The sequence below is a fragment of the Variovorax sp. UC74_104 genome (assembly GCF_044055375.1).
Lineage (GTDB): Bacteria > Pseudomonadota > Gammaproteobacteria > Burkholderiales > Burkholderiaceae_C > Variovorax.
The window spans coordinates 343,229-361,177 of the sequence record NZ_CP171978.1 but is presented as its reverse complement, the minus strand read 5'-3'; the positions used below and the strand labels follow the sequence as shown (position 1 = coordinate 361,177).

Annotated in this window: 20 protein-coding genes and 1 tRNA gene; 10 read left to right on the top strand and 11 right to left on the bottom strand. The window is 67.3% G+C overall.

The window, feature by feature from the left end; all coding sequences use genetic code 11:
• The first annotated feature begins 50 nt into the window (after positions 1-50).
• The 7 genes from rpmJ to ACHMXA_RS01755 all read left to right on the top strand — a co-directional run bounded on the left by rpmJ (position 51) and on the right by ACHMXA_RS01755 (position 3,447).
• A complete protein-coding gene (gene rpmJ, locus ACHMXA_RS01785; RefSeq protein ID WP_013544106.1) occupies positions 51-164 on the top strand; it encodes a 50S ribosomal protein L36 in 114 nt (37 codons plus the stop codon).
• A 23-nt stretch (positions 165-187) separates the two neighbouring features.
• Positions 188-553, top strand: coding sequence for a 30S ribosomal protein S13 (rpsM, locus tag ACHMXA_RS01780; protein WP_013544105.1), 366 nt, complete (start codon positions 188-190; stop codon positions 551-553).
• A 12-nt stretch (positions 554-565) separates the two neighbouring features.
• Complete coding sequence (gene rpsK / locus ACHMXA_RS01775; protein ID WP_009124825.1) at positions 566-970, top strand: 30S ribosomal protein S11; 405 nt, start codon at positions 566-568, stop codon at positions 968-970.
• Between the two features lie 131 nt (positions 971-1,101).
• Entirely contained in the window at positions 1,102-1,725 is a 624-nt protein-coding gene (rpsD, locus tag ACHMXA_RS01770) for a 30S ribosomal protein S4 (RefSeq protein ID WP_093196104.1), read from the top strand.
• 142 nt (positions 1,726-1,867) lie between these two features.
• Entirely contained in the window at positions 1,868-2,857 is a 990-nt protein-coding gene (locus ACHMXA_RS01765; protein ID WP_009124827.1) for a DNA-directed RNA polymerase subunit alpha, read from the top strand.
• Between the two features lie 96 nt (positions 2,858-2,953).
• Positions 2,954-3,352 (top strand): 50S ribosomal protein L17, encoded by a 399-nt coding sequence (gene rplQ, locus ACHMXA_RS01760; RefSeq protein WP_176665146.1) that lies wholly within the window; start codon positions 2,954-2,956, stop codon positions 3,350-3,352.
• Between the two features lie 18 nt (positions 3,353-3,370).
• Positions 3,371-3,447: transfer RNA gene (locus ACHMXA_RS01755), tRNA-Met, on the top strand.
• A gap of 143 nt (positions 3,448-3,590) precedes the next feature.
• Here ACHMXA_RS01755 and ACHMXA_RS01750 read toward each other — a convergent pair.
• Genes ACHMXA_RS01750 through ACHMXA_RS01725 form a run of 6 tightly spaced genes read right to left on the bottom strand, consistent with a single transcriptional unit; the run spans position 3,591 to position 10,534 of the window.
• Positions 3,591-3,989 carry a RidA family protein gene (locus ACHMXA_RS01750; RefSeq protein ID WP_176665145.1) on the bottom strand — a complete coding sequence of 133 codons (399 nt, stop codon included), beginning with the start codon at positions 3,987-3,989 and terminating at the stop codon, positions 3,591-3,593.
• The gene (locus ACHMXA_RS01745; protein WP_395317990.1) at positions 3,986-5,611 is read right to left on the bottom strand and encodes an AMP-binding protein; all 1,626 of its coding nucleotides are present in this window, start codon (positions 5,609-5,611) and stop codon (positions 3,986-3,988) included. Before ACHMXA_RS01745 ends, ACHMXA_RS01750 begins: the two co-directional genes overlap by 4 nt.
• Positions 5,612-5,616: 5 nt before the next feature.
• A complete protein-coding gene (locus ACHMXA_RS01740; protein WP_395317988.1) occupies positions 5,617-6,810 on the bottom strand; it encodes an acyl-CoA dehydrogenase family protein in 1,194 nt (397 codons plus the stop codon).
• A gap of 4 nt (positions 6,811-6,814) precedes the next feature.
• Positions 6,815-7,669 (bottom strand): enoyl-CoA hydratase family protein, encoded by an 855-nt coding sequence (locus tag ACHMXA_RS01735; RefSeq protein ID WP_395317986.1) that lies wholly within the window; start codon positions 7,667-7,669, stop codon positions 6,815-6,817.
• Positions 7,666-8,148, bottom strand: a complete 483-nt coding sequence (locus tag ACHMXA_RS01730; protein ID WP_395317983.1) for a MarR family winged helix-turn-helix transcriptional regulator — start codon at positions 8,146-8,148, stop codon at positions 7,666-7,668. The genes ACHMXA_RS01735 and ACHMXA_RS01730 overlap by 4 nt, the downstream gene beginning before the upstream one ends.
• 1 nt (position 8,149) lies before the next feature.
• Positions 8,150-10,534, bottom strand: coding sequence for a bifunctional salicylyl-CoA 5-hydroxylase/oxidoreductase (locus ACHMXA_RS01725; RefSeq protein WP_395317981.1), 2,385 nt, complete (start codon positions 10,532-10,534; stop codon positions 8,150-8,152).
• Positions 10,535-10,665: 131 nt separating this feature from the next.
• Here ACHMXA_RS01725 and ACHMXA_RS01720 point away from each other — a divergent pair, with 131 nt between their 5' ends.
• Both ACHMXA_RS01720 and ACHMXA_RS01715 read left to right on the top strand, forming a co-directional pair.
• Positions 10,666-11,937, top strand: a complete 1,272-nt coding sequence (locus ACHMXA_RS01720; RefSeq protein WP_395317979.1) for a class I SAM-dependent methyltransferase — start codon at positions 10,666-10,668, stop codon at positions 11,935-11,937.
• Between the two features lie 11 nt (positions 11,938-11,948).
• Complete coding sequence (locus ACHMXA_RS01715) at positions 11,949-12,272, top strand: DUF1840 domain-containing protein (protein ID WP_395317977.1); 324 nt, start codon at positions 11,949-11,951, stop codon at positions 12,270-12,272.
• A 125-nt stretch (positions 12,273-12,397) separates the two neighbouring features.
• On the opposite strand, the gene ACHMXA_RS01710 is transcribed toward ACHMXA_RS01715, so the two are convergent.
• Together ACHMXA_RS01710 and ACHMXA_RS01705 are read right to left on the bottom strand one after the other, a co-directional pair.
• Positions 12,398-13,423, bottom strand: a complete 1,026-nt coding sequence (locus ACHMXA_RS01710) for a Bug family tripartite tricarboxylate transporter substrate binding protein (RefSeq protein ID WP_395317975.1) — start codon at positions 13,421-13,423, stop codon at positions 12,398-12,400.
• 91 nt (positions 13,424-13,514) lie between these two features.
• Complete coding sequence (locus ACHMXA_RS01705) at positions 13,515-14,462, bottom strand: LysR family transcriptional regulator (protein WP_395317973.1); 948 nt, start codon at positions 14,460-14,462, stop codon at positions 13,515-13,517.
• A gap of 122 nt (positions 14,463-14,584) precedes the next feature.
• On the opposite strand from ACHMXA_RS01705, the gene ACHMXA_RS01700 reads away from it, so the two are divergent.
• Positions 14,585-15,367: an SDR family oxidoreductase gene (locus ACHMXA_RS01700; RefSeq protein WP_395317971.1), complete on the top strand. Its 783-nt coding sequence runs from the start codon at positions 14,585-14,587 to the stop codon at positions 15,365-15,367.
• A 130-nt stretch (positions 15,368-15,497) separates the two neighbouring features.
• Here ACHMXA_RS01700 and ACHMXA_RS01695 read toward each other — a convergent pair whose 3' ends face one another.
• From ACHMXA_RS01695 to ACHMXA_RS01685, 3 genes are read right to left on the bottom strand one after another with little or no spacing between them, the layout of a single operon-like run.
• Entirely contained in the window at positions 15,498-15,923 is a 426-nt protein-coding gene (locus tag ACHMXA_RS01695) for a MarR family winged helix-turn-helix transcriptional regulator (RefSeq protein ID WP_395317969.1), read from the bottom strand.
• Between the two features lie 17 nt (positions 15,924-15,940).
• Positions 15,941-16,900: an alpha-ketoacid dehydrogenase subunit beta gene (locus ACHMXA_RS01690; protein ID WP_395317967.1), complete on the bottom strand. Its 960-nt coding sequence runs from the start codon at positions 16,898-16,900 to the stop codon at positions 15,941-15,943.
• Entirely contained in the window at positions 16,897-17,940 is a 1,044-nt protein-coding gene (locus ACHMXA_RS01685; protein WP_395317965.1) for a thiamine pyrophosphate-dependent dehydrogenase E1 component subunit alpha, read from the bottom strand. The genes ACHMXA_RS01690 and ACHMXA_RS01685 overlap by 4 nt, the downstream gene beginning before the upstream one ends.
• Positions 17,941-17,949 lie beyond the last annotated feature (9 nt).

Genomic DNA, 17,949 nt, shown 5'->3' with positions numbered 1-17,949 from the left:
ATTGAGTCCGGGCGGTAGACCGCCACGTTAAACAGTTTTAGGAGAGTGAAATGAGAGTTTCGGCTTCGGTCAAAACCATCTGCCGTAATTGCAAGGTCATCCGCCGCAAGGGTGTGGTGCGCGTGATCTGCACCGACCCGCGCCACAAGCAGCGCCAGGGTTGATTGAAGAGTATTAGAGGACGCACATGGCACGTATTGCTGGCATCAACATCCCGCCGCACAAGCACGCTGAAATCGGCCTGACCGCCATCTTCGGCATCGGTCGCACCCGCGCCCGTCAGATCTGCGAAGCGAGCGGCATCGAGTATTCGAAGAAGATCAAGGATCTGACCGACGCCGATCTCGAGAAGATCCGCGACCAGATCGCACTGTTCACGATCGAAGGCGACCTGCGTCGCGAGACGACGATGAACATCAAGCGCCTGATGGACATCGGCTGCTACCGCGGCTTCCGTCATCGTCGCGGCCTGCCGATGCGCGGCCAGCGCACGCGCACCAACGCCCGCACCCGCAAGGGTCCGCGCAAGGCTGCGCAGTCCCTGAAGAAATAAGGATAGAACAGCATGGCTAAAGCACCTGCAAACAACGCCGCACAGCGCGTTCGCAAGAAGGTTCGCAAGAACGTCGCGGACGGTATCGCTCACGTGCACGCTTCGTTCAACAACACCATCATCACGATCACCGATCGCCAGGGCAACGCCCTGTCGTGGGCTTCGTCGGGTGGCCAGGGCTTCAAGGGCTCGCGCAAGTCGACCCCGTTCGCTGCGCAGGTCGCTTCGGAAGTTGCCGGCCGTGCTGCTGTCGAACAAGGCATCAAGAACCTCGACGTCGAGATCAAGGGCCCCGGCCCCGGTCGCGAATCGTCGGTGCGCGCACTGGCTGCGCTCGGCATCCGGATCAATTCCATTGCCGACGTGACGCCCGTTCCGCACAACGGCTGCCGTCCCCAGAAGCGTCGCCGCATCTGATCGTCAGTCCGCAAGGCGCAGCCGGCTTTGAATAGCGGCTGCGCGTTTGTTTTTTTACTAAGCCCACCGCCATCGGCATGCAACCGACGGCTCCCGCAGGCAACTGCGGCAGATGACACAAAGGAAAAATCGTGGCACGTTACCTCGGCCCCAAGGCCAAACTTTCCCGCCGTGAAGGCACCGACCTGTTCCTGAAGAGCGCCCGCCGTTCGATCCAGGACAAGGCCAAGTTCGACTCCAAGCCCGGCCAGCATGGCCGCACCTCGGGTCAGCGCACCTCCGACTACGGCCTGCAGCTGCGCGAGAAGCAGAAGGTCAAGCGCATGTACGGCGTGCTCGAGAAGCAATTCCGCCGCTACTTCGAGGAAGCCGACCGCCGTCGTGGCAACACGGGCGCCAACCTGCTGTTCATTCTCGAATCGCGCCTGGACAACGTCGTCTACCGCATGGGCTTCGGCTCGACCCGCGCCGAAGCGCGCCAGCTGGTGTCGCACAAGGCGATCACGGTGAACGGTCAGTCGGTCAACATCCCGTCGTACCTGGTCAAGACCGGTGACGTGATCGCCGTGCGCGACAAGTCGAAGAAGCAGACCCGCGTTGTCGAAGCGCTGCAACTCGCCCAGCAAGTCGGTATTCCGGCATGGGTCGACGTGAACGCCGACAAGGCCGAAGGCACGTTCAAGAAGGTGCCCGATCGCGACGAATTCGCAGCCGACATCAACGAATCGCTGATCGTCGAACTGTATTCGCGTTGATTTTTTCTACCCGCCTGCGCTTCCACGCGCCGGCGGGAGATTGTTTTTGTTGTTCACGTTCCTGCTCCGCGCTTCGTCGCGGCTCAGGTGCTTCACCAGCCTTACCGGTGTAACGAGCCGGGGGTATTGAGAGGAAGTCTGCATGCAAACCACCCTGCTGAAACCCAAGACCATCCAGGTCGAGCAACTTGCCGCCAACAAGGCCAAGGTGACGCTCGAGCCTTTCGAGCGCGGCTATGGCCACACGCTCGGCAACGCGCTGCGTCGCGTGCTGCTGTCGTCCATGGTGGGCTACTCGGCCACCGAAGTCACGATCGCTGGCGTTCTGCATGAGTACTCGTCGATCGACGGCGTGCAGGAAGATGTCGTCAACATCCTGCTGAACCTCAAGGGCGTGGTGTTCAAGCTCCACAACCGCGACGAAGTCACGCTGAGCCTGCGCAAGGACGGCGAAGGTCCTGTGCTGGCCTCCGACATCCAGACCCCGCACGACGTCGAGATCATCAACCCCGACCACGTGATCGCCCACCTGTCGCAAGGCGGCAAGCTCGACATGCAGATCAAGGTCGAGAAGGGCCGCGGCTACGTGCCCGGCACGATGCGCCGCTACGCGGACGAGCCGACCAAGTCGATCGGCCGCATCGTCCTCGACGCCTCGTTCTCGCCCGTCAAGCGCGTGAGCTACACCGTCGAGAGCGCCCGCGTGGAGCAGCGCACCGACCTGGACAAGCTGCTGGTCGAGATCGAGACCAACGGTGCGATCACCGCCGAAGACGCTGTGCGCGCATCGGCTAAAATCCTGGTCGAGCAGCTCGCCGTGTTCGCGCAGCTCGAAGGCGGCGAACTCGCTGCGTTCGACGCTCCGGCTCCGCGCAGCGCACAGCAGTTCGATCCGATCCTGCTGCGCCCTGTCGACGAACTCGAACTGACGGTGCGTTCGGCCAACTGCCTGAAGGCCGAAAACATCTACTACATCGGTGACCTGATCCAGCGCACCGAGAACGAGTTGCTCAAGACCCCGAACCTGGGTCGCAAGTCGCTCAACGAAATCAAGGAAGTGCTTGCCTCGCGCGGCCTGACCTTGGGCATGAAGCTCGAAAGCTGGCCGCCGGCCGGTCTCGACAAGCGTTGATTATTTGAATTTTTGAAAGAGGCCTCCTGAAAAGGGCCAGTGCACCGGGCAGTACCTGACACGGCTGCCTGTTTTTATAAAGTAAAGGAAAGCACCATGCGTCACGGACACGGACTCCGCAAACTCAACCGCACCAGCTCGCACCGCCTCGCGATGCTGCAGAACATGATGAATTCGCTCATCGAGCACGAAGTCATCAAGACCACGGTCCCCAAGGCCAAGGAACTGCGCCGCGTCATCGAGCCGATGATCACCCTGGCCAAGAAGCCCACCGTCGCCAACAAGCGCCTGGCCTTCGACCGCCTGCGCAGCCGCGACAGCGTCGTCAAGCTCTTCGGCGAACTCGGCCCGCGTTTCGCCGCGCGTCCGGGCGGCTACACCCGCATCCTGAAGATGGGTTTCCGCGTGGGCGACAATGCCCCGATGGCGCTTGTCGAACTGGTTGATCGTCCTGAAATTAAAGAAGACGCAGCCGAGCAAAACGCTGCTGAATAAGCTATAATCTAAGTCTGCCGCGCGATGGAGCAGCCTGGTAGCTCGTTGGGCTCATAACCCAAAGGTCGCAAGTTCAAATCTTGCTCGCGCAACCAAATTGAGAAGGCCCTTTGAGAAATCAAAGGGCCTTTTTCTTTTTCGCTTTTCTGTCGCTCTTCTTTGCCGATCAACTGCCACGAAAGGCAAAAGAAATGCCCTCGCAATGAGGGCATTCCTGTTTTTGGGCCGGCGATGAGGCTCAGTCCGGTACGACCGCGGTGACCTCGATCTCGACCTTCGCCCGGTGCTCCACCAGCGCCGCCACCTGCACGCAGGTCATGGCCGGGAAGTTGCGGCCCATCGCGTCGCGGTAGACCGGGCCGAGTTCGCCCAGCCGCCGGCTGTATTCATCGCGGTCCGTCACGTACCAGGTCATTCGGACCATGTGCTCGGGACCTGCGCCGCCTGCGCGCAGCACCTCGACGATGTTGCGCAGCGCCTGGCCGCACTGGTCGATGAAGTCGTCCGACTCGAACTGCTGTTGTGCATTCCAGCCGATCTGGCCGCCGATGAACAGCATCGTTCCGCGAGCGGCGACGCCGTTCGCATAGCCTTTGGGAGGCAGCCAGCCTTCGGGTTGCAGGAGTTTGTTGATCATGATGTCGTCGTGTTGGGTTGTCTCAGTTTGAATCGCTGGAGCTTGCCGGTTTCGGTGCGCGGCAGCGCCGGCACGAACTCGATCTCCCTTGGGTATTTGAACGGCGCGATGGTCGCCTTCACGTGGTCCTGCAGCACCTTCACGAGGGCGGCGTTGCCTTCGTTGCCCGGCTTGAGGACGCAGAACGCCTTCACGATCATGCCGCGCTCCGGATCGGGCTTGCCGATCACGCCGCACTCGGCCACCGCGGGGTGCTTGAGCAGCGCGTCCTCGACCTCCGGCCCGCCGACGTTGTAGCCGGCGGTGATGATCATGTCGTCGGCGCGCGCCTGGTAGAAGAAATAGCCGTCGTCGTCCTGCACGAACGAGTCGCCCGGATAGTTCCAGCCGTTCTTCACGTAATCGGTCTGCCGTGGATCGTCCAGATAGCGGCAGCCCACGGGCCCCTGCAGCGCGAGCTTGCCGACCGTGCCGCGCGGCACTTCGTTGCCCTGGTTGTCCACCACCTTCGCGGTGAAGCCCGGCACGACCTTTCCGACCGCGCCACGGCGCACGTCGGCGCCGGCAGCCGAGATGTAGATATGGAAGACCTCGGTGCCGCCGATGCCGTCGAGCATCTCGATGCCGGAGGCTTCCTTCCACAGCTGCCGCGTGGCATCGGGCAGGGCTTCGCCGGCGCTCACGCTGATGCGAAGGGTGGGCATGCCGTGCTGCTTCACGAACGGCGCCATCTGGCGATAGAACGTGGGCGCCGTGTAGCAGATGGTCGCGCCGACCTCGTTGATGAGCTTCACCAGCCCTTCGGGCGTGAACGGCGCATCGGGGAAGTAGACCGAGGCGCCGGCCCACATCGGAAACACCAGCAAGCCGCCGAGCCCGAAGGTGAAGGCCAGCGGCGGCGATCCGACGACGATGTCGTCGCTGCGTGCGCGCAGCACGTGGCGCGGCCAGGTCTGGCACATCGCGAGCACGTCGCGGTGCGTCGTGACGGGCGCCTTCGGCTTGCCGGTGGTGCCCGATGTGAAAGCCAGCAGCGCGATGTCGTCCGAAGCCGTGGGGCAGGCCTGGAATACGCCGCTCTTCTTCGCCGCGCGCGCAGAGAGCGAGTCTTCCGCGTCGGGCTTGTTGAATGCGATCACCGAGGCAAGCACCGGATGCTCCCGCTGCGCGATCGCCAGTTCGTCCAACAGCCGCCCGTCGCACAGCGCGGCCACGGGCTGCGCCTTCTCGATGATGTCGCCCAGCTCCTTCGCGCGCAGCAGCGGCATCGTCGCCACCGCGATCAGCCCGGCCTTCACCACCGCCAACCACGCGAGCGCCATCGCCACCGAATTGCCGCCGCGCAGCAGCACGCGGTTGCCCGGTACCAGCTTGAGATCCTCGACCAGCACCTGTGCGATGCGATTGACCTCGACGGCCGCCTGCGCATAGGTCAGCGTGCCCTGCGGCGAGCGCAGCATCGGCTTGTCGCCGAAGCCCTTCGCCGCCGCCTTGTCGAGCAGCTCCTCGACCAGGTTGAGCTGGTCTGGCAGCTGCAGCTCAGGCAGGTCGTAGCGAAAGACGGGCAGCTGCGCCGCGGGCGGCAAGCGGTCGTGAACGAAGCGGTCGACTTGGGCAGACACGGTGTTTATCCCCGTAGAACGGATTTGCCGATGATCAGTTGTTGAACTTCCGTTGCGCCCTCGTAGATGCGCAGCGAGCGGATGTCGCGATAGAGGCTTTCAACCTTCGTGCCAACCTTCACTCCGAGGCCGCCGTGCATCTGCAGCGCCATGTCGATCACGCGGCTCGCGTTCTCGGTCGCGCACATCTTGGCCATGGCCGCAGCGGCCGACACGTCGCCCACTGCCGGTGCACCGCGCCGCTCGGCGTCGTCGCGCATCCATGCGGCGCGGTAGGTGAGCAACGCCGCGCCGTCGATCAGCGCGGCCATCTCGCCGAGCTTCGCCTGCGTGAGCTGGAAGTCCGCCAGCGTCTGGCCGAACATGCGGCGCTTCTTCGAATGGGCGATCGCTTCCGCCAGCGCGCGCCGGCCCATGCCGAGCGCCGCCCCGGCCACCGAGGCGCGGAAGATGTCGAGCGTGCGCATCGCGAGCTTGAAGCCGCCGTTGAGCTCACCCAGTTGTGCGGCGCGCGGCACGACACAGTTCTCGAAGCGCAGCGTGGCCAGCGGGTGGGGCGCCATCACGTCGATGTGCTCGGAGGTGTCGAGGCCCGGCGTCTTCGCATCGACGATGAATGCGGTGATGCCGCGCGTGCCGCCCGCCGGGTCGGTCTTTGCGAACACGCAGTAGAAGTCGGCGATGCCGCCGTTGCTGATCCAGGTCTTCTCGCCGTTCAGCTTCCAGCCGTCGGCGGTCGCTTCGGCACGCATCGCCATCGCGCCCACGTCGGAGCCGGCCTCGGGCTCGCTGAGCGCGAAAGCCGCGATCTTGCTGCCCTTGGCCACGGCGGTCAGGTAGTCGACGTGCTGCTGCGGCGTGCCCGCGAGCGTGATCGCGCCGCTGCCCAGGCCCTGCATCGCGAAGGCGAAGTCGGCGAGCGGCGAGTGGTAGGCGAGCGTCTCGCGCAGCAGCACGAGGGCGCGCGAGTCGAGCCGCTCCAGCGCGCCGCCGGAGCTGCCCGGCACGCAGTAGCGCAGCCAGCCGCCGGCGCCGAGGCGCTGGACCCAGTCGCGGCAGGCCGCGCGGTCGTCGTGCTCGCCGACTTGCTGCGCGTCGGCCCAGGGCAGAAGGCCGTCGGCCAGCGCGCGGTGCGCGTCGTCGAAGAAGGGCAGCGCAAGGTGCGCCGTCGAAGGTGGTGCGGGAGCCTTGGTCAACATCGCGTCAGTCCCCGCCGAAGACCGGCTTGCGCTTGGCCGCGAAGGCTTCGTAGGCGCGCTTGAAGTCCTCGGTCTGCATGCAGATGGCCTGTGCCTGCGCCTCGGCCTCGATGGCCTGGTCGATGGTCATCGACCATTCCTGCGACAGCATCGTCTTCGTCATGCCGTGCGCGAAGGTCGGGCCTTCGGCGAGGTCGCGCGCGACCTTGGTGGCAGCCTCGAGCAGCGCATCACTTTCATGCAGTGCGTTGAAGAAGCCCCACGAATGGCCTTCCTGCGCCGTCATCGCGCGGCCGGTGAAGAGCAGCTCCGACGCACGGCCCTGGCCGATCACGCGCGGCAGCAGTGCGCACGCGCCCATATCTGCACCGGCGAGGCCCACGCGTGTAAAGAGAAAGGCGGTGCGCGTGGCGGGCGAGCCGTAGCGCAGGTCGCAGGCCAGCGCGATCATCGCGCCGGCACCCGCGCACACGCCGTCGATCGCGCCGACGATGGGCTGCGGGCAGGCGCGCATCGCCTTCACCAGGTCGCCCGTCATGCGCGTGAACTCCAGCAGCTCGGGCATGCGCATGCCGGTCAGCGGGCCGATGATCTCGTGCACGTCGCCGCCGGAGCAGAAGTTGCCGCCCGCGCCGGTCACGACGATCGTCTTCACGTCGGTGGCGTAGGCCAGCGCGCGGAAAAGGTCGCGCAGTTCGCCGTACGAGTCGAAGGTCAGCGGGTTCTTGCGGTCGGGCCGGTTCAGCGTGATGGTGCCCACGCCGGCCTCGAAGCCCCATGCGAAGTGCTCCGCCTTGTAGGCCGCCTTGGGTTCGAATTGCGCGCGCATGGGATTGCCCGCGCCGATGTAGTGCTTCATTCGGTCTCCGCCATCAGTAGTTGGTTGTGCGAGTGCTGCTTGACCTTGCCCAGCAGCTTGTGCAGTTGCGCGATCTCCTTGGCGCTGAGGCCAGCGAAGGCCTCGACGATCCAGTCCTCGTGCTGCTGCGCCATTTCATTGAAGAGCTTGCGCCCGCGCGGCGTGAGGCGCACGCGCCATGCGCGGCGGTCGCCCTCGACGTTGATGCGCTCCACCAGCCCCTCGGACACGAGCTGGTCGGTGATGCCGGTCACGTTGCCGCCGGTCACCATCATGCGGCGCGAGAGCTCGTTCATCTTGAGGCCCTCGGGCGAGCGCTCTAGCTGCGACATCAGGTCGAAGCGCGGCAGCGTGGTGGCGAACTGCGAGCGCAGTTCGTTGCGCACCTGCTTCTCGATCAGCTGGGTGCAGGTGAGCAGCCGAAGCCACAGCCGCAGTGCCTCCGTGTGTTCGCTGTGCGCGCGCGCTTCGAGGTCCATGTCAGTGCGTCTCCTCGCTGTTCTGCGCGGCCATCGCTGCATTGGCGGCGGCCGCGAGCTGTTGCTGCTTGGCGATCTCGCGATACATCTGGTCGCGCCCGCTCAGGTACTGCACGGGCCATTCGATGTCGCGGCTTTGCAGCTTGGCGGCTTCGTGCAGCGTCCATGCGGGGTCGGCCAGGTGCGGGCGCGCGATGGCGCACAGGTCGGCGCGGCCGGCCGCGATGATGCTGTTGGCCTGGTCGGCGTCGGTGATGGCGCCCACCGCGATGGTCGAGATGCCGACCTCATTGCGGATGCGGTCGGAGAACGGTGTCTGGTACATGCGGCCGTACACCGGCTTCGCGGCGCGCGTGGTCTGGCCGGACGACACGTCGATGAAGTCGGCGCCGGCCTCCTTGAAGAGGCGCGCGACCACGATGGCGTCGGCATCGGTGTTGCCGCCGGGCGCCCAGTCGTGTGCCGAGATGCGCACGCTCATCGGCTTGTCGGCGGGCCACGCGGCGCGCATGGCGCGGAACACTTCGAGTGGGTAGCGGCAGCGCGCCTCGATGTCGCCGCCGTATTCGTCGGTGCGCAGGTTGGTGAGCGGGCTGATGAAGGCCGACAGCAGGTAGCCGTGCGCGCAGTGCAGCTCGAGCCAGTCGAAGCCGCACTCGGCGGCGCGGCGGGTCGAGTCGACGAACTGGTCGCGCAGCGTGTCCATCTCGGCGCGCGAGATGGCAGCGGGCAGCTGGTTCTGCTCGCCGTAGGGCAGCGCACTCGCGGCCAGCAGCGGCCAGTTGCCGCTCTCGAGCGGTTCGTCGGTGCCTTCCCAGCCCACGCGGGTCGAGCCCTTGGGGCCGCTGTGGCCGAGCTGCATCGCGATCTTGGCGCTCGACTGCGTGTGCACGAAATCGACGATGCGCTTGAAGGCGGCCTGCTGCTGATCGTTGTAGAGGCCCGTGCAGCCGGGGGTGATGCGACCTTCGGGCGTCGGGCTCGTCATTTCGACGAACACCATGGCCGCGCCGCCGAGCGCGCGTGCGCCCAGGTGCACCAAAAGGAAGTCTTGCGGCACGCCGTCGACCGCGCTGTAGGTGGCCATGGGCGACACCAGGATGCGGTTCTTCAGCGTGAGCCCGCGCACCTTGTAGGGCATGAGCATCGGCGGCATCGCTTTGCCGCCTGCAAGCCACTGCTCGTAGCCGCTGAGCCACTGCGTGTCGCGCAGGCGCAGGTTCTCGTGGCTGATGCGCTGCGAGCGGGTGAGCAGCGAGTAGGCGAACTGCTCGATCTGCATGCCGGTGTAGCGCGGCACGTTCTCGAACCACTCGGTGGAGTTGCGCGCGGCGTTCTGGATCTTCAGCACCTCGACGCTGCGGCGCGCCTCGTAGCCTTCGAGCACATGGTCGACCGTGCCGCCCTGCGCGAACTCGTTGGCCAGGTCGATCGCGTCTTCCAGCGCGAGCTTGGTGCCCGAGCCGATCGAGAAGTGCGCCGTGTGCGCCGCGTCGCCCATCAGCACCACGGGCACGGAGCGGCCTTCGACGTCGATGCGGTGCGTCCAGCGCTCGCACACCACGCGCGGAAACCGGATCCAGTTGGCCGAGCCGCGCAGGTGCGTGGCGTTGCTGATGAGCGAGTGGCCGCCGAGGTACCTGGCGAAGAGCTTCTCGCAGAAGGCGATGGCCTCGGGCTGCTCCATCTGGTCGAGGCCATGGGCCTTCCAGACGGCCTCGGGCGTCTCGACGATGAAGGTCGATGTCTTGTCGTCGAACTGGTAGGCGTGCGCCTGGAACCAGCCGTGCTCGGTCTGCTCGAAGGCGAAGGTGAAGGCGTCGAAGGTCTGGTGCGTGCCCAGCCACACGAAGCGGCAGTTGCGCAGGTCGATGTCGGGCCTGAACACGTCGGCGTAGCGCTGGCGGATGCGACTGTTGAGGCCGTCGCTGGCGATCACCAGGTCGGCCTCGTACTTGGCGGCAATCGCCTGGTCGTCGGCGACGTCGGTCTCGAACACCAGCTCGACGCCCAGTTCGAGGCAGCGCTCCTGCAGGATGTTGAGCAGCCGCTTGCGGCCGATGCCGCAGAAGCCGTGGCCGCCGGAGCGCACCTGGCGGCCCTTGAAGAAGACCTGGATGTCGTCCCAGTGGTGGAACTCGTTGCCGATGAGCGCCGCGGTCGGCGCGTCGGCCGCGCGCAGGTTGGCGAGCGTCTGGTCGCTCAGCACCACGCCCCAGCCGAAGGTGTCGAAGGGGCGGTTGCGCTCCACCACGGTGATCTGCAGCGCCGGGTTGCGCGCCTTCATCAACAGGGCGAAGTACAGGCCTGCCGGCCCGCCGCCGATGCACAGGATGCGTTGGAGGTCCGAGGCGGGAGCGGACTTGGACGGGTCGAGTCTGTTCATGGCTAAATAGTTTAGACATAAACAATCCAATGTCAATCCGGGTTCGCGCAGGCTGCGAGCCAGCCCAGATCGCGGCTTGCGCCGACACGGGAAGTCATGCAAAAGCTTGGAAAAATCAATACCATGGCCCCATGCAACACTTGATACCCAAGATCGAGTCGCAGCTGGCGTCGCTGCCTGTCCCCATCGCGCTCGAGCTGCCCGATGGCAGGCGCGTCGCACAGGCCGGAGCCCGCGTCACGCTGGCCTTCAAGGAGTGGACGGTGCTGGCCAAGCTGGCGGCACGGCAGGTGGGGGCCATCGGCGAGGCCTACGTCGAGGGCAAGGTGCAGATCGAGGGCGCCATGCGCGACCTGATCGACGCCACGGTCGGCATGCTCCCCGGCAACCCGGCGGAGACCGACACCGGCTGGTGGAGCCGCCTTCAGCACCGGGCCAAGTCGCACGGTTCGCACTCGCTGCGCAAGGACGCGGCGCAGATCGAGTTCCACTACGACGTCTCCGACGATTTCTACGCGCTGTGGCTCGATCCGCGCCGCGTGTATTCATGCGCCTACTTCCGCACGCCCAACCTCACGCTGGCGCAGGCGCAGGAAGCCAAGCTCGACCACATCTGCCGCAAGCTGATGCTGCAGCCCGGCGAGCGCTATCTCGACATCGGCTCCGGCTGGGGCGCGCTTCTGCTGTGGGCGGCCGAGCACTATGGCGTGGACGCCACAGGCATCACGCTGTCGAAGAACCAGCACGCGCACGTGCAGCGGCTCATCGAAGAAAAGCGCCTGCAGGGCCGCGTGCGCGTCGAGCTGCGCGACTACCGCGAAGTGCCCACCGACAAGCCCTTCGACAAGATTTCCTCCGTCGGCATGTTCGAGCACGTGGGTGCGGCCAACATGCCGACCTACTTCCGCAAGATCCATGCGCTGCTCAAGCCCGGCGGCCTGGTGATGAACCACGGCATCACCTCCGGCGAGCTCAACTACCGCCAGCTCGGCGCCGGCATGGGCGACTTCATCGAGAAGTACATCTTTCCGGGCGGCGAGCTGCTGCACGTGACGCACGTGCTGCGCGAGACCGCCGCGGCCGGCCTGGAGATGGTCGACACCGAGAGCCTGCGGCCGCACTACGCGCGCACGCTCTGGGCCTGGTCGGACGCGCTGGAGTCGCAGCTCGACGCCGCGCGGGAAGTGCTGCAACGAAGCGGCGGCCGCCAGAAAGAGAACGCGGAACGCATCCTGCGCGCCTATCGGCTGTACCTTGCGGGCTCGGCCATGAGCTTCGAGCAGGGCTGGATCTCGCTGCACCAGATGCTTTCCACCCGGCCCGACGGGAAGGTCGAACACGGCGTCCTTCGCGGCGCGCAATCGGTGTACCCTTTTGCGCGTGACTACATCTACAACAAGTGAGTGAGAACACCATGCTCTATCGATTCCAGTCCCGGGCCGCTCCCGATTTCGTGATGCTCGAAGTGCATGCCCGCCAACTGCTCGAGATCGTCGGCAAGTCCGCCGCCCCGCAGGGCATCATCACAGTCGAACAGATCCCCGGCGCCATCGCGGCCCTCGAAGCCGCCCTGGCGCGCGAGGCCTCCAACGCCCACAACAACGACGACTACGCCGTCGAAGGCCACGCCAACGAGGCCGAGAAGCAGCACGTCGGCCTGCACCAGCGCGCGATCCCGCTGCTGCACATGCTCAAGGACTCCCTGGCCGAAAAGAAGGACGTGACCTGGAAGACCTGATCACAAAAGATCAGCCGCCCTCGGTCTTTACGTGAAACGCCGCCGGAACCGGCTCTGCCGGGCCGCAGGCGTTGCCCCCTGCAAGGGGGGTGGCGAAGCGACACGAAGTGCGCGCAGCCTGGGGGTCAGTCAACTTTAGCGCCGGAGTCCTTGACCACCTTCGCCCACTTCACATGCTCGCTCGCAATGAGCTTCGTGAAGTCCGCAGGCGAATTCCCGCTCGGGATCGCGCCCTGCGCGAGCATCTTTTCCTTCATGGCCGGCGTACCCAATGCCTTGGCCACTTCCTGCTGGATGCGGTTCACGATCTCCGGTGACGTGCCCGCCGGCGCCAGCAGCCCGAACCACGAACTCGCCTCGTAGCCCTTGAGCGAGGGCCCGCCCACTTCCGCCACTGTCGGAACGTCGGGCAGGGCCGGCGAACGCTGTGCGCTCGTCACGGCCAGCGCGGTGAGCTTGCCGGCCTTGATCTGCGTCATCGACGAAGGCAGGTTGTCGAACATCACGTCGGCATTGCCGCCCACCATGTCCAGCAGCGCCGGGCCCGAGCCCTTGTACGGGATGTGCGCCATGAAGGTGCCCGTCATGCTCTTGAACAGCTCGCCCGCCAGGTGGATCGAGGTGCCGCTGCCGCTGGAGGCCATGTTCAGCTTGCCCGGGTTGGCCTTGGCGTACTTGATGAAGTCCTGCACGTTGTGGATGTTCAGCGACTTCGCCTTGTCGGCGTTCATCTCCATCACGTTCGGCACGGCGGCCACCAGCGTGATCGGCGCGAAGTCCTTGATCGGGTCGAAGGGCAGCTTGGGGTACAGCGCGCGGTTGATGCCGTGCGTGCCCACCGTGCCCATCAGCAGCGTGTAGCCGTCGTTCGGCGCGCGCGCCACGATCTCGGCGCCCACGTTGCCGCCCGCGCCGGCGCGGTTGTCGACGATGAACTGCTGGCCGAAGGCCTTGGAAAGCTCGGGCGCCACGGCACGCGCCAGGATGTCGGTGGTGCCGCCGGCCGCAAAGGGCACGACGATGCGCACCGGCTTGGTCGGCCAGGTGGCCTGGGCCCACGACGGCGCGGTGATGAGGGTCAGCGCGGCGGCAACGGATGCGGCCAGCACGGTGCGGCGATTCGGGGAGAAAGAGAAAGTCTGATTGGTCATGCGCGCGTTTGTACAGGCGCACGCCCCGGCCGTCGCGGGTGAAAACCCCGTGGCTGCGTGAGGGAGTCGGCAGCGCGCGGTCCGCGGCGCCTCAGGCCACCTGCATCCGCTGCGCGAACCGCTCCTCGCGGAAGCGCTCCAGCACGAAGTCGATGAACACCCGCGTCTTCGGCGGCAGCAGCTTCTTGCTCGGGTAGTAGAGCCACACCGCGCCCGCCTCCTGGTACCAGTCTGGCACCAGCCGCAGCAGCTCGCCGCTGCGCAGCCCGCGCTCCACGAAGGGCAGGGGCAGCATCGCCACGCCCAGTCCCATCAGCGCGGCATGCGCGATCGCCTCGGGGTCGTTGAAGATGGCGCGCGGCCGCGGAAGCTCGACGCTGACCTCGCGTTCCCCTTCGCTTTCGCCTGCGCCGCGCACGCGCCGCAGCGTCCAGCTGCGCACGCGCCCTGTGGGCGACGAGCGGCGCATCAGCGTGTCGAGCGCCGCCAGGTCCGACGGATGCCGGGGCGGCTTGCGCCCCTCCATGTACGCGGGCGAGGCCACCGCCACCACGTGGATGCGCGCCAGCTCGCGCGCCACCAGCCCGGCCGGCAGTTCGATGCCGCCGCCGATGGCCGCGTCGAAGCCTTCGCCCACCAGGTCGACCTGCTGGTTGTCGAAGTGCCAGTCGGGCACGATGGCCGGGTAGCGCGCGAGGAACCCGCCCATCAGCGGCAGCACGTGCTCGCGCCCGAAGGCCTGGCCCATGCTGACCTTCAGCGTGCCCGAGGGCTGGCCGTCGTCGGTGTCGACGCCCGCCACCGCCTCGCGCAGCGTGGCCAGCGCACCGCCGATCTGCGCGAGGAAGCGCTCGCCGCCCTCGGTCAGCTTCAGGCTGCGCGTGCTGCGCTGGAACAGCCGCAGGCCCAGCCGCGCCTCCAGGCGCGCCACGTTCTTGCTGACGGCGGCCGGCGTCAGGCCCAGGCGCCGTGCGGCCTCGGAGAAGCTGCCGCCCTCCGCGCTCTGCACGAAGGATTCGAGGTGGTTGAGCGGTTCCATGGCGGCATTGTCGGTCTCATCTTCAACTATTGATTGAATTTGATTGGATGGATTGATGGCTACCGGAGATGGAATGAAAAGCTCAGACTGAGGCCTTCTTCCTCCACTTCAACGGAAAAATCATGGTCTCCAACACCACTTCCTCCTCGTCCTCGTCCTCTTCTTCCCCCGTCCTGACCGGCAAGGTCGCCTTCGTCACCGGCGGCTCGCGCGGCATCGGCGCGGCCATCGTGCGCCGCCTGGCACGCGACGGCGCCGCCGTGGCCTTCAGCTACGCAGCCTCGGCCGCGCCGGCCGAAGAGCTGGTGCGCAGCATCCAGTCCGAAGGCGGCCGCGCCCTCGCGCTGAAGATCGACAGCGCCGACGCCGCGGCCCTCACTGCCGGCATCGACGAAGCCGCCCGCACCTTCGGCAGGATCGACATCCTCGTGAACAACGCAGGCGTGTTCCTCGGCGGCACCCTCGACGAGTTCTCGCTCGAAGACTTCGACAAGACGCTGGCCATCAACGTGCGCGCCGTGTTCGTCGCGGCCAAGGCGGCCTCGCGCCACATGGGCGAGGGCGGCCGCATCATCAACATCGGCAGCACCAATGCCGAGCGCATGCCCTGGCCCGGCGGCAGCGCCTACGCGATGAGCAAGTCGGCGCTGGTCGGCCTGGTGCAGGGCCTGTCGCGCGACCTCGGCCCGCGCGGCATCACCGTCAACAACGTGCAGCCCGGCCCGGTCAACACCGACATGAACCCCGTCGACGGCCCCAACGCCGCGTCGATGCACGGCTTGATGGCGCTGGCCCGCCACGCCCGCCCGGAAGAAATCGCCGGCATGGTCGGCTACCTCGCCAGCCCCGAAGCCGGCTTCGTGACGGGCGCGAGCTTGAACATCGACGGCGGCTTCGCGGCTTGACTTGGCTCGCCCCCAGGCTGCGCGCACTTCGTGTCGCTGCGCCAACCCCCTTCCGGGGGCAACACCGACGGCCCGGCGAAGCCGGTTCCGTGGTGTTCTGGAATGGGGCGCGGCCTGCTCGTGGTTGCGGTCAGGGGGTGCCGCGCTGCACGGCCTCGATGAGCTTGTCGAGCGTGGCGTCGAGCTGGGCCAGTTCGGCGGCATCGATGCCGCCGAACAGCGCGACTTCGCGTTCGCGGCCGAGGGCGCCCACCGTCTCGTGCAGCGCCTTGCCGGCGGCCGTGAGGTAGAGCCGGCTGCTGCGCCGGTCGGTCGGGTCGTCGTGGCGCTGTACGCGCTTGTGGCGCAGCAGGCCGGCGAGGGCGCGGCTCACCGCCATCTTGTCGAGGCCGGTCTGGTCGGCCACCTGCGTGGCGTTGAGGCCGGGCTGCGCGGCGAGCACCGCCATCGTGCGCCACTCGTTGAGCGTGAGCCGGTGCTCGCGGCCCACGCGCTCGTGAAAGGGCCGGGCCGTGAGGTTCACGACCCTCACCAGCTTGAAGAAGAGCGGGTCCATGGCCGATCGATCGTGCTTCAGCCGGCGAGCCTTTTTGCCGCGGCCACGATCGCTTCCGTGCCGACGCGCGACTGCGCCTCCAGCACCGGCGCGTAGCCGACCGGAATGCGCGGGGCGCCCAGCCGCGCGACGCGGCAGCCGGTGGCCTCCGCCGCGCTGGCCGCGATCTCCGCGCCGAAGCCCGCGGCCTGCACCGCCTCGTGCACCACCAGCAGCCTGCCGGTGCGCGCGCACGAGGACAGCACCGTCTCGCGGTCCCACGGCCACAGCGTGCGCAGGTCGATCAGGTCCACCGCGATGCCCTCGGCGGCCAGCACATCGCACGCTGCCGCGCAGGCCTGCATCTGCCGGCTCCAGCTCACCAGCGTGAGCGCATCGCCCTCTCGCACGCGCGCCGCCTTGCCCAGCGGCACGGCGATGGTTTCGTCGACCTCGCCGCGCGCGCCCCACAGTGTCTTGTGCTCGATGTAGACCACCGGGTCGCCGCATTGCAGCGCGGCGCGCAGCAGGCCGTGGTTGTCCTGTGGGGTCGAGGGGCACACCACCACCACGCCCGGCAGGTGCGCGAACCAGGCTTCGAGCGACTGCGAATGCTGCGCCGCCGAGGCGTCCCAGATGCCGCCGGGCATGCGCGCCACCAGCGGCACGCGGCCCTGGCCGCCGAACATGAAGCGGTTCTTGGCGGCCTGGTTCACCAGCTCGTCCATGCCGCACAGCGCGAAGTCGACCACGCGCATCTCGACCACCGGACGCAAGCCCGCGAGCGCCATGCCCACGCCGGCGCCCATGATCGCCGCCTCGCTGATCGGCGTGTCGATCACGCGACCTTCGCCGAAGCGCTGCTGCAGCCCCTTGTACTGGCCGAAGATGCCGCCGCGGCCCACGTCCTCGCCGAGCACCACCACGCGCGGGTCGGCTTCCATCTCGCGCTGCAGGGCGAGCAGGGCGGCTTCCGAATAGCTCAGTTCGTGCTTCATCGCCACTGGCCCTCCCCGACGGTCTGCACGTCGGTGAAGGCGGTGGCCGGCTCGGGCCACGGGGCCGCGTCGGCGACCGCGAGGGCGGTATCGACCTCGTCGCGCGCGGCGTTCTCGATGGCGTCGAGCGTCGAGGCGGCAACGCCGGCTGCCAGCAGATGGCCGCGTGCCCGCGCGATCGGGTCGGTCTTGAGCGCGGCGGCCAGTTCGGCTGGATCGCGGTACGCCGCGACGTCCACCGACACATGCCCCTTCACGCGGTAGGTCAGCGCATGCAGCAGGCGCGGCCCGCCGCCGTTGCGAACCTCCGCCACCAGCTTCGCGGCGGCCGCGTGCACCGCGAACACGTCGTTGCCGTCGACCTGCGTGGACGCGATGCCCATCGCCTCGGCGCGCGCCGAGGCGCCTTCGCCGGCCGTCATCGGGCCGCTCGCCGTGGTCGCGCTCCAGCGGTTGTCCTCGCAGACGAAGAGCACCGGCAGCTGGTACACGCGCGCCCAGTTCAGCGCTTCGAGGAAGGGGCCGTGGTTGATCGCGCCGTCGCCGAAGAAGCAGACGGTGATGTCGTCGCCCTTGCTCAGCAGCTTCTGCGCATGCGCCGCGCCCACCGCAATCGGCAGCCCCGCCGCCACCACGCCGTTGGCGCCCAGCATGCCGACCGAGAAGTCCGCGATGTGCATCGAGCCGCCCTTGCCGCCGTTGAAGCCGGTGGCCTTGCCGAACAGCTCGCACATCATCCGCGCGAGGTCGGCGCCCTTGGCCAGCGTGTGGCCGTGGCCGCGGTGGGTGGAAGTGAGGTAGTCGCTCGCGCGCAGGTGGGCGCAGACGCCTGCCGGCACCGCCTCCTGCCCGGTCGACAGGTGCAGCGGCCCGCGCACCTTGGCGGCGCCCGCCGCCTGCTGGCCGTAGGCGCTCACGCCGCCCTGGCTGGCGGTCTCCGCCGCGTTCTCGAAGGCCCGTATCCGCACCATGACGCGGTACAGGGCCACACCCGCGCCATGCGCGCCGTGGGCGGCGCTGCTGGAAATGCTCGAGTCCATCTTGTCTCC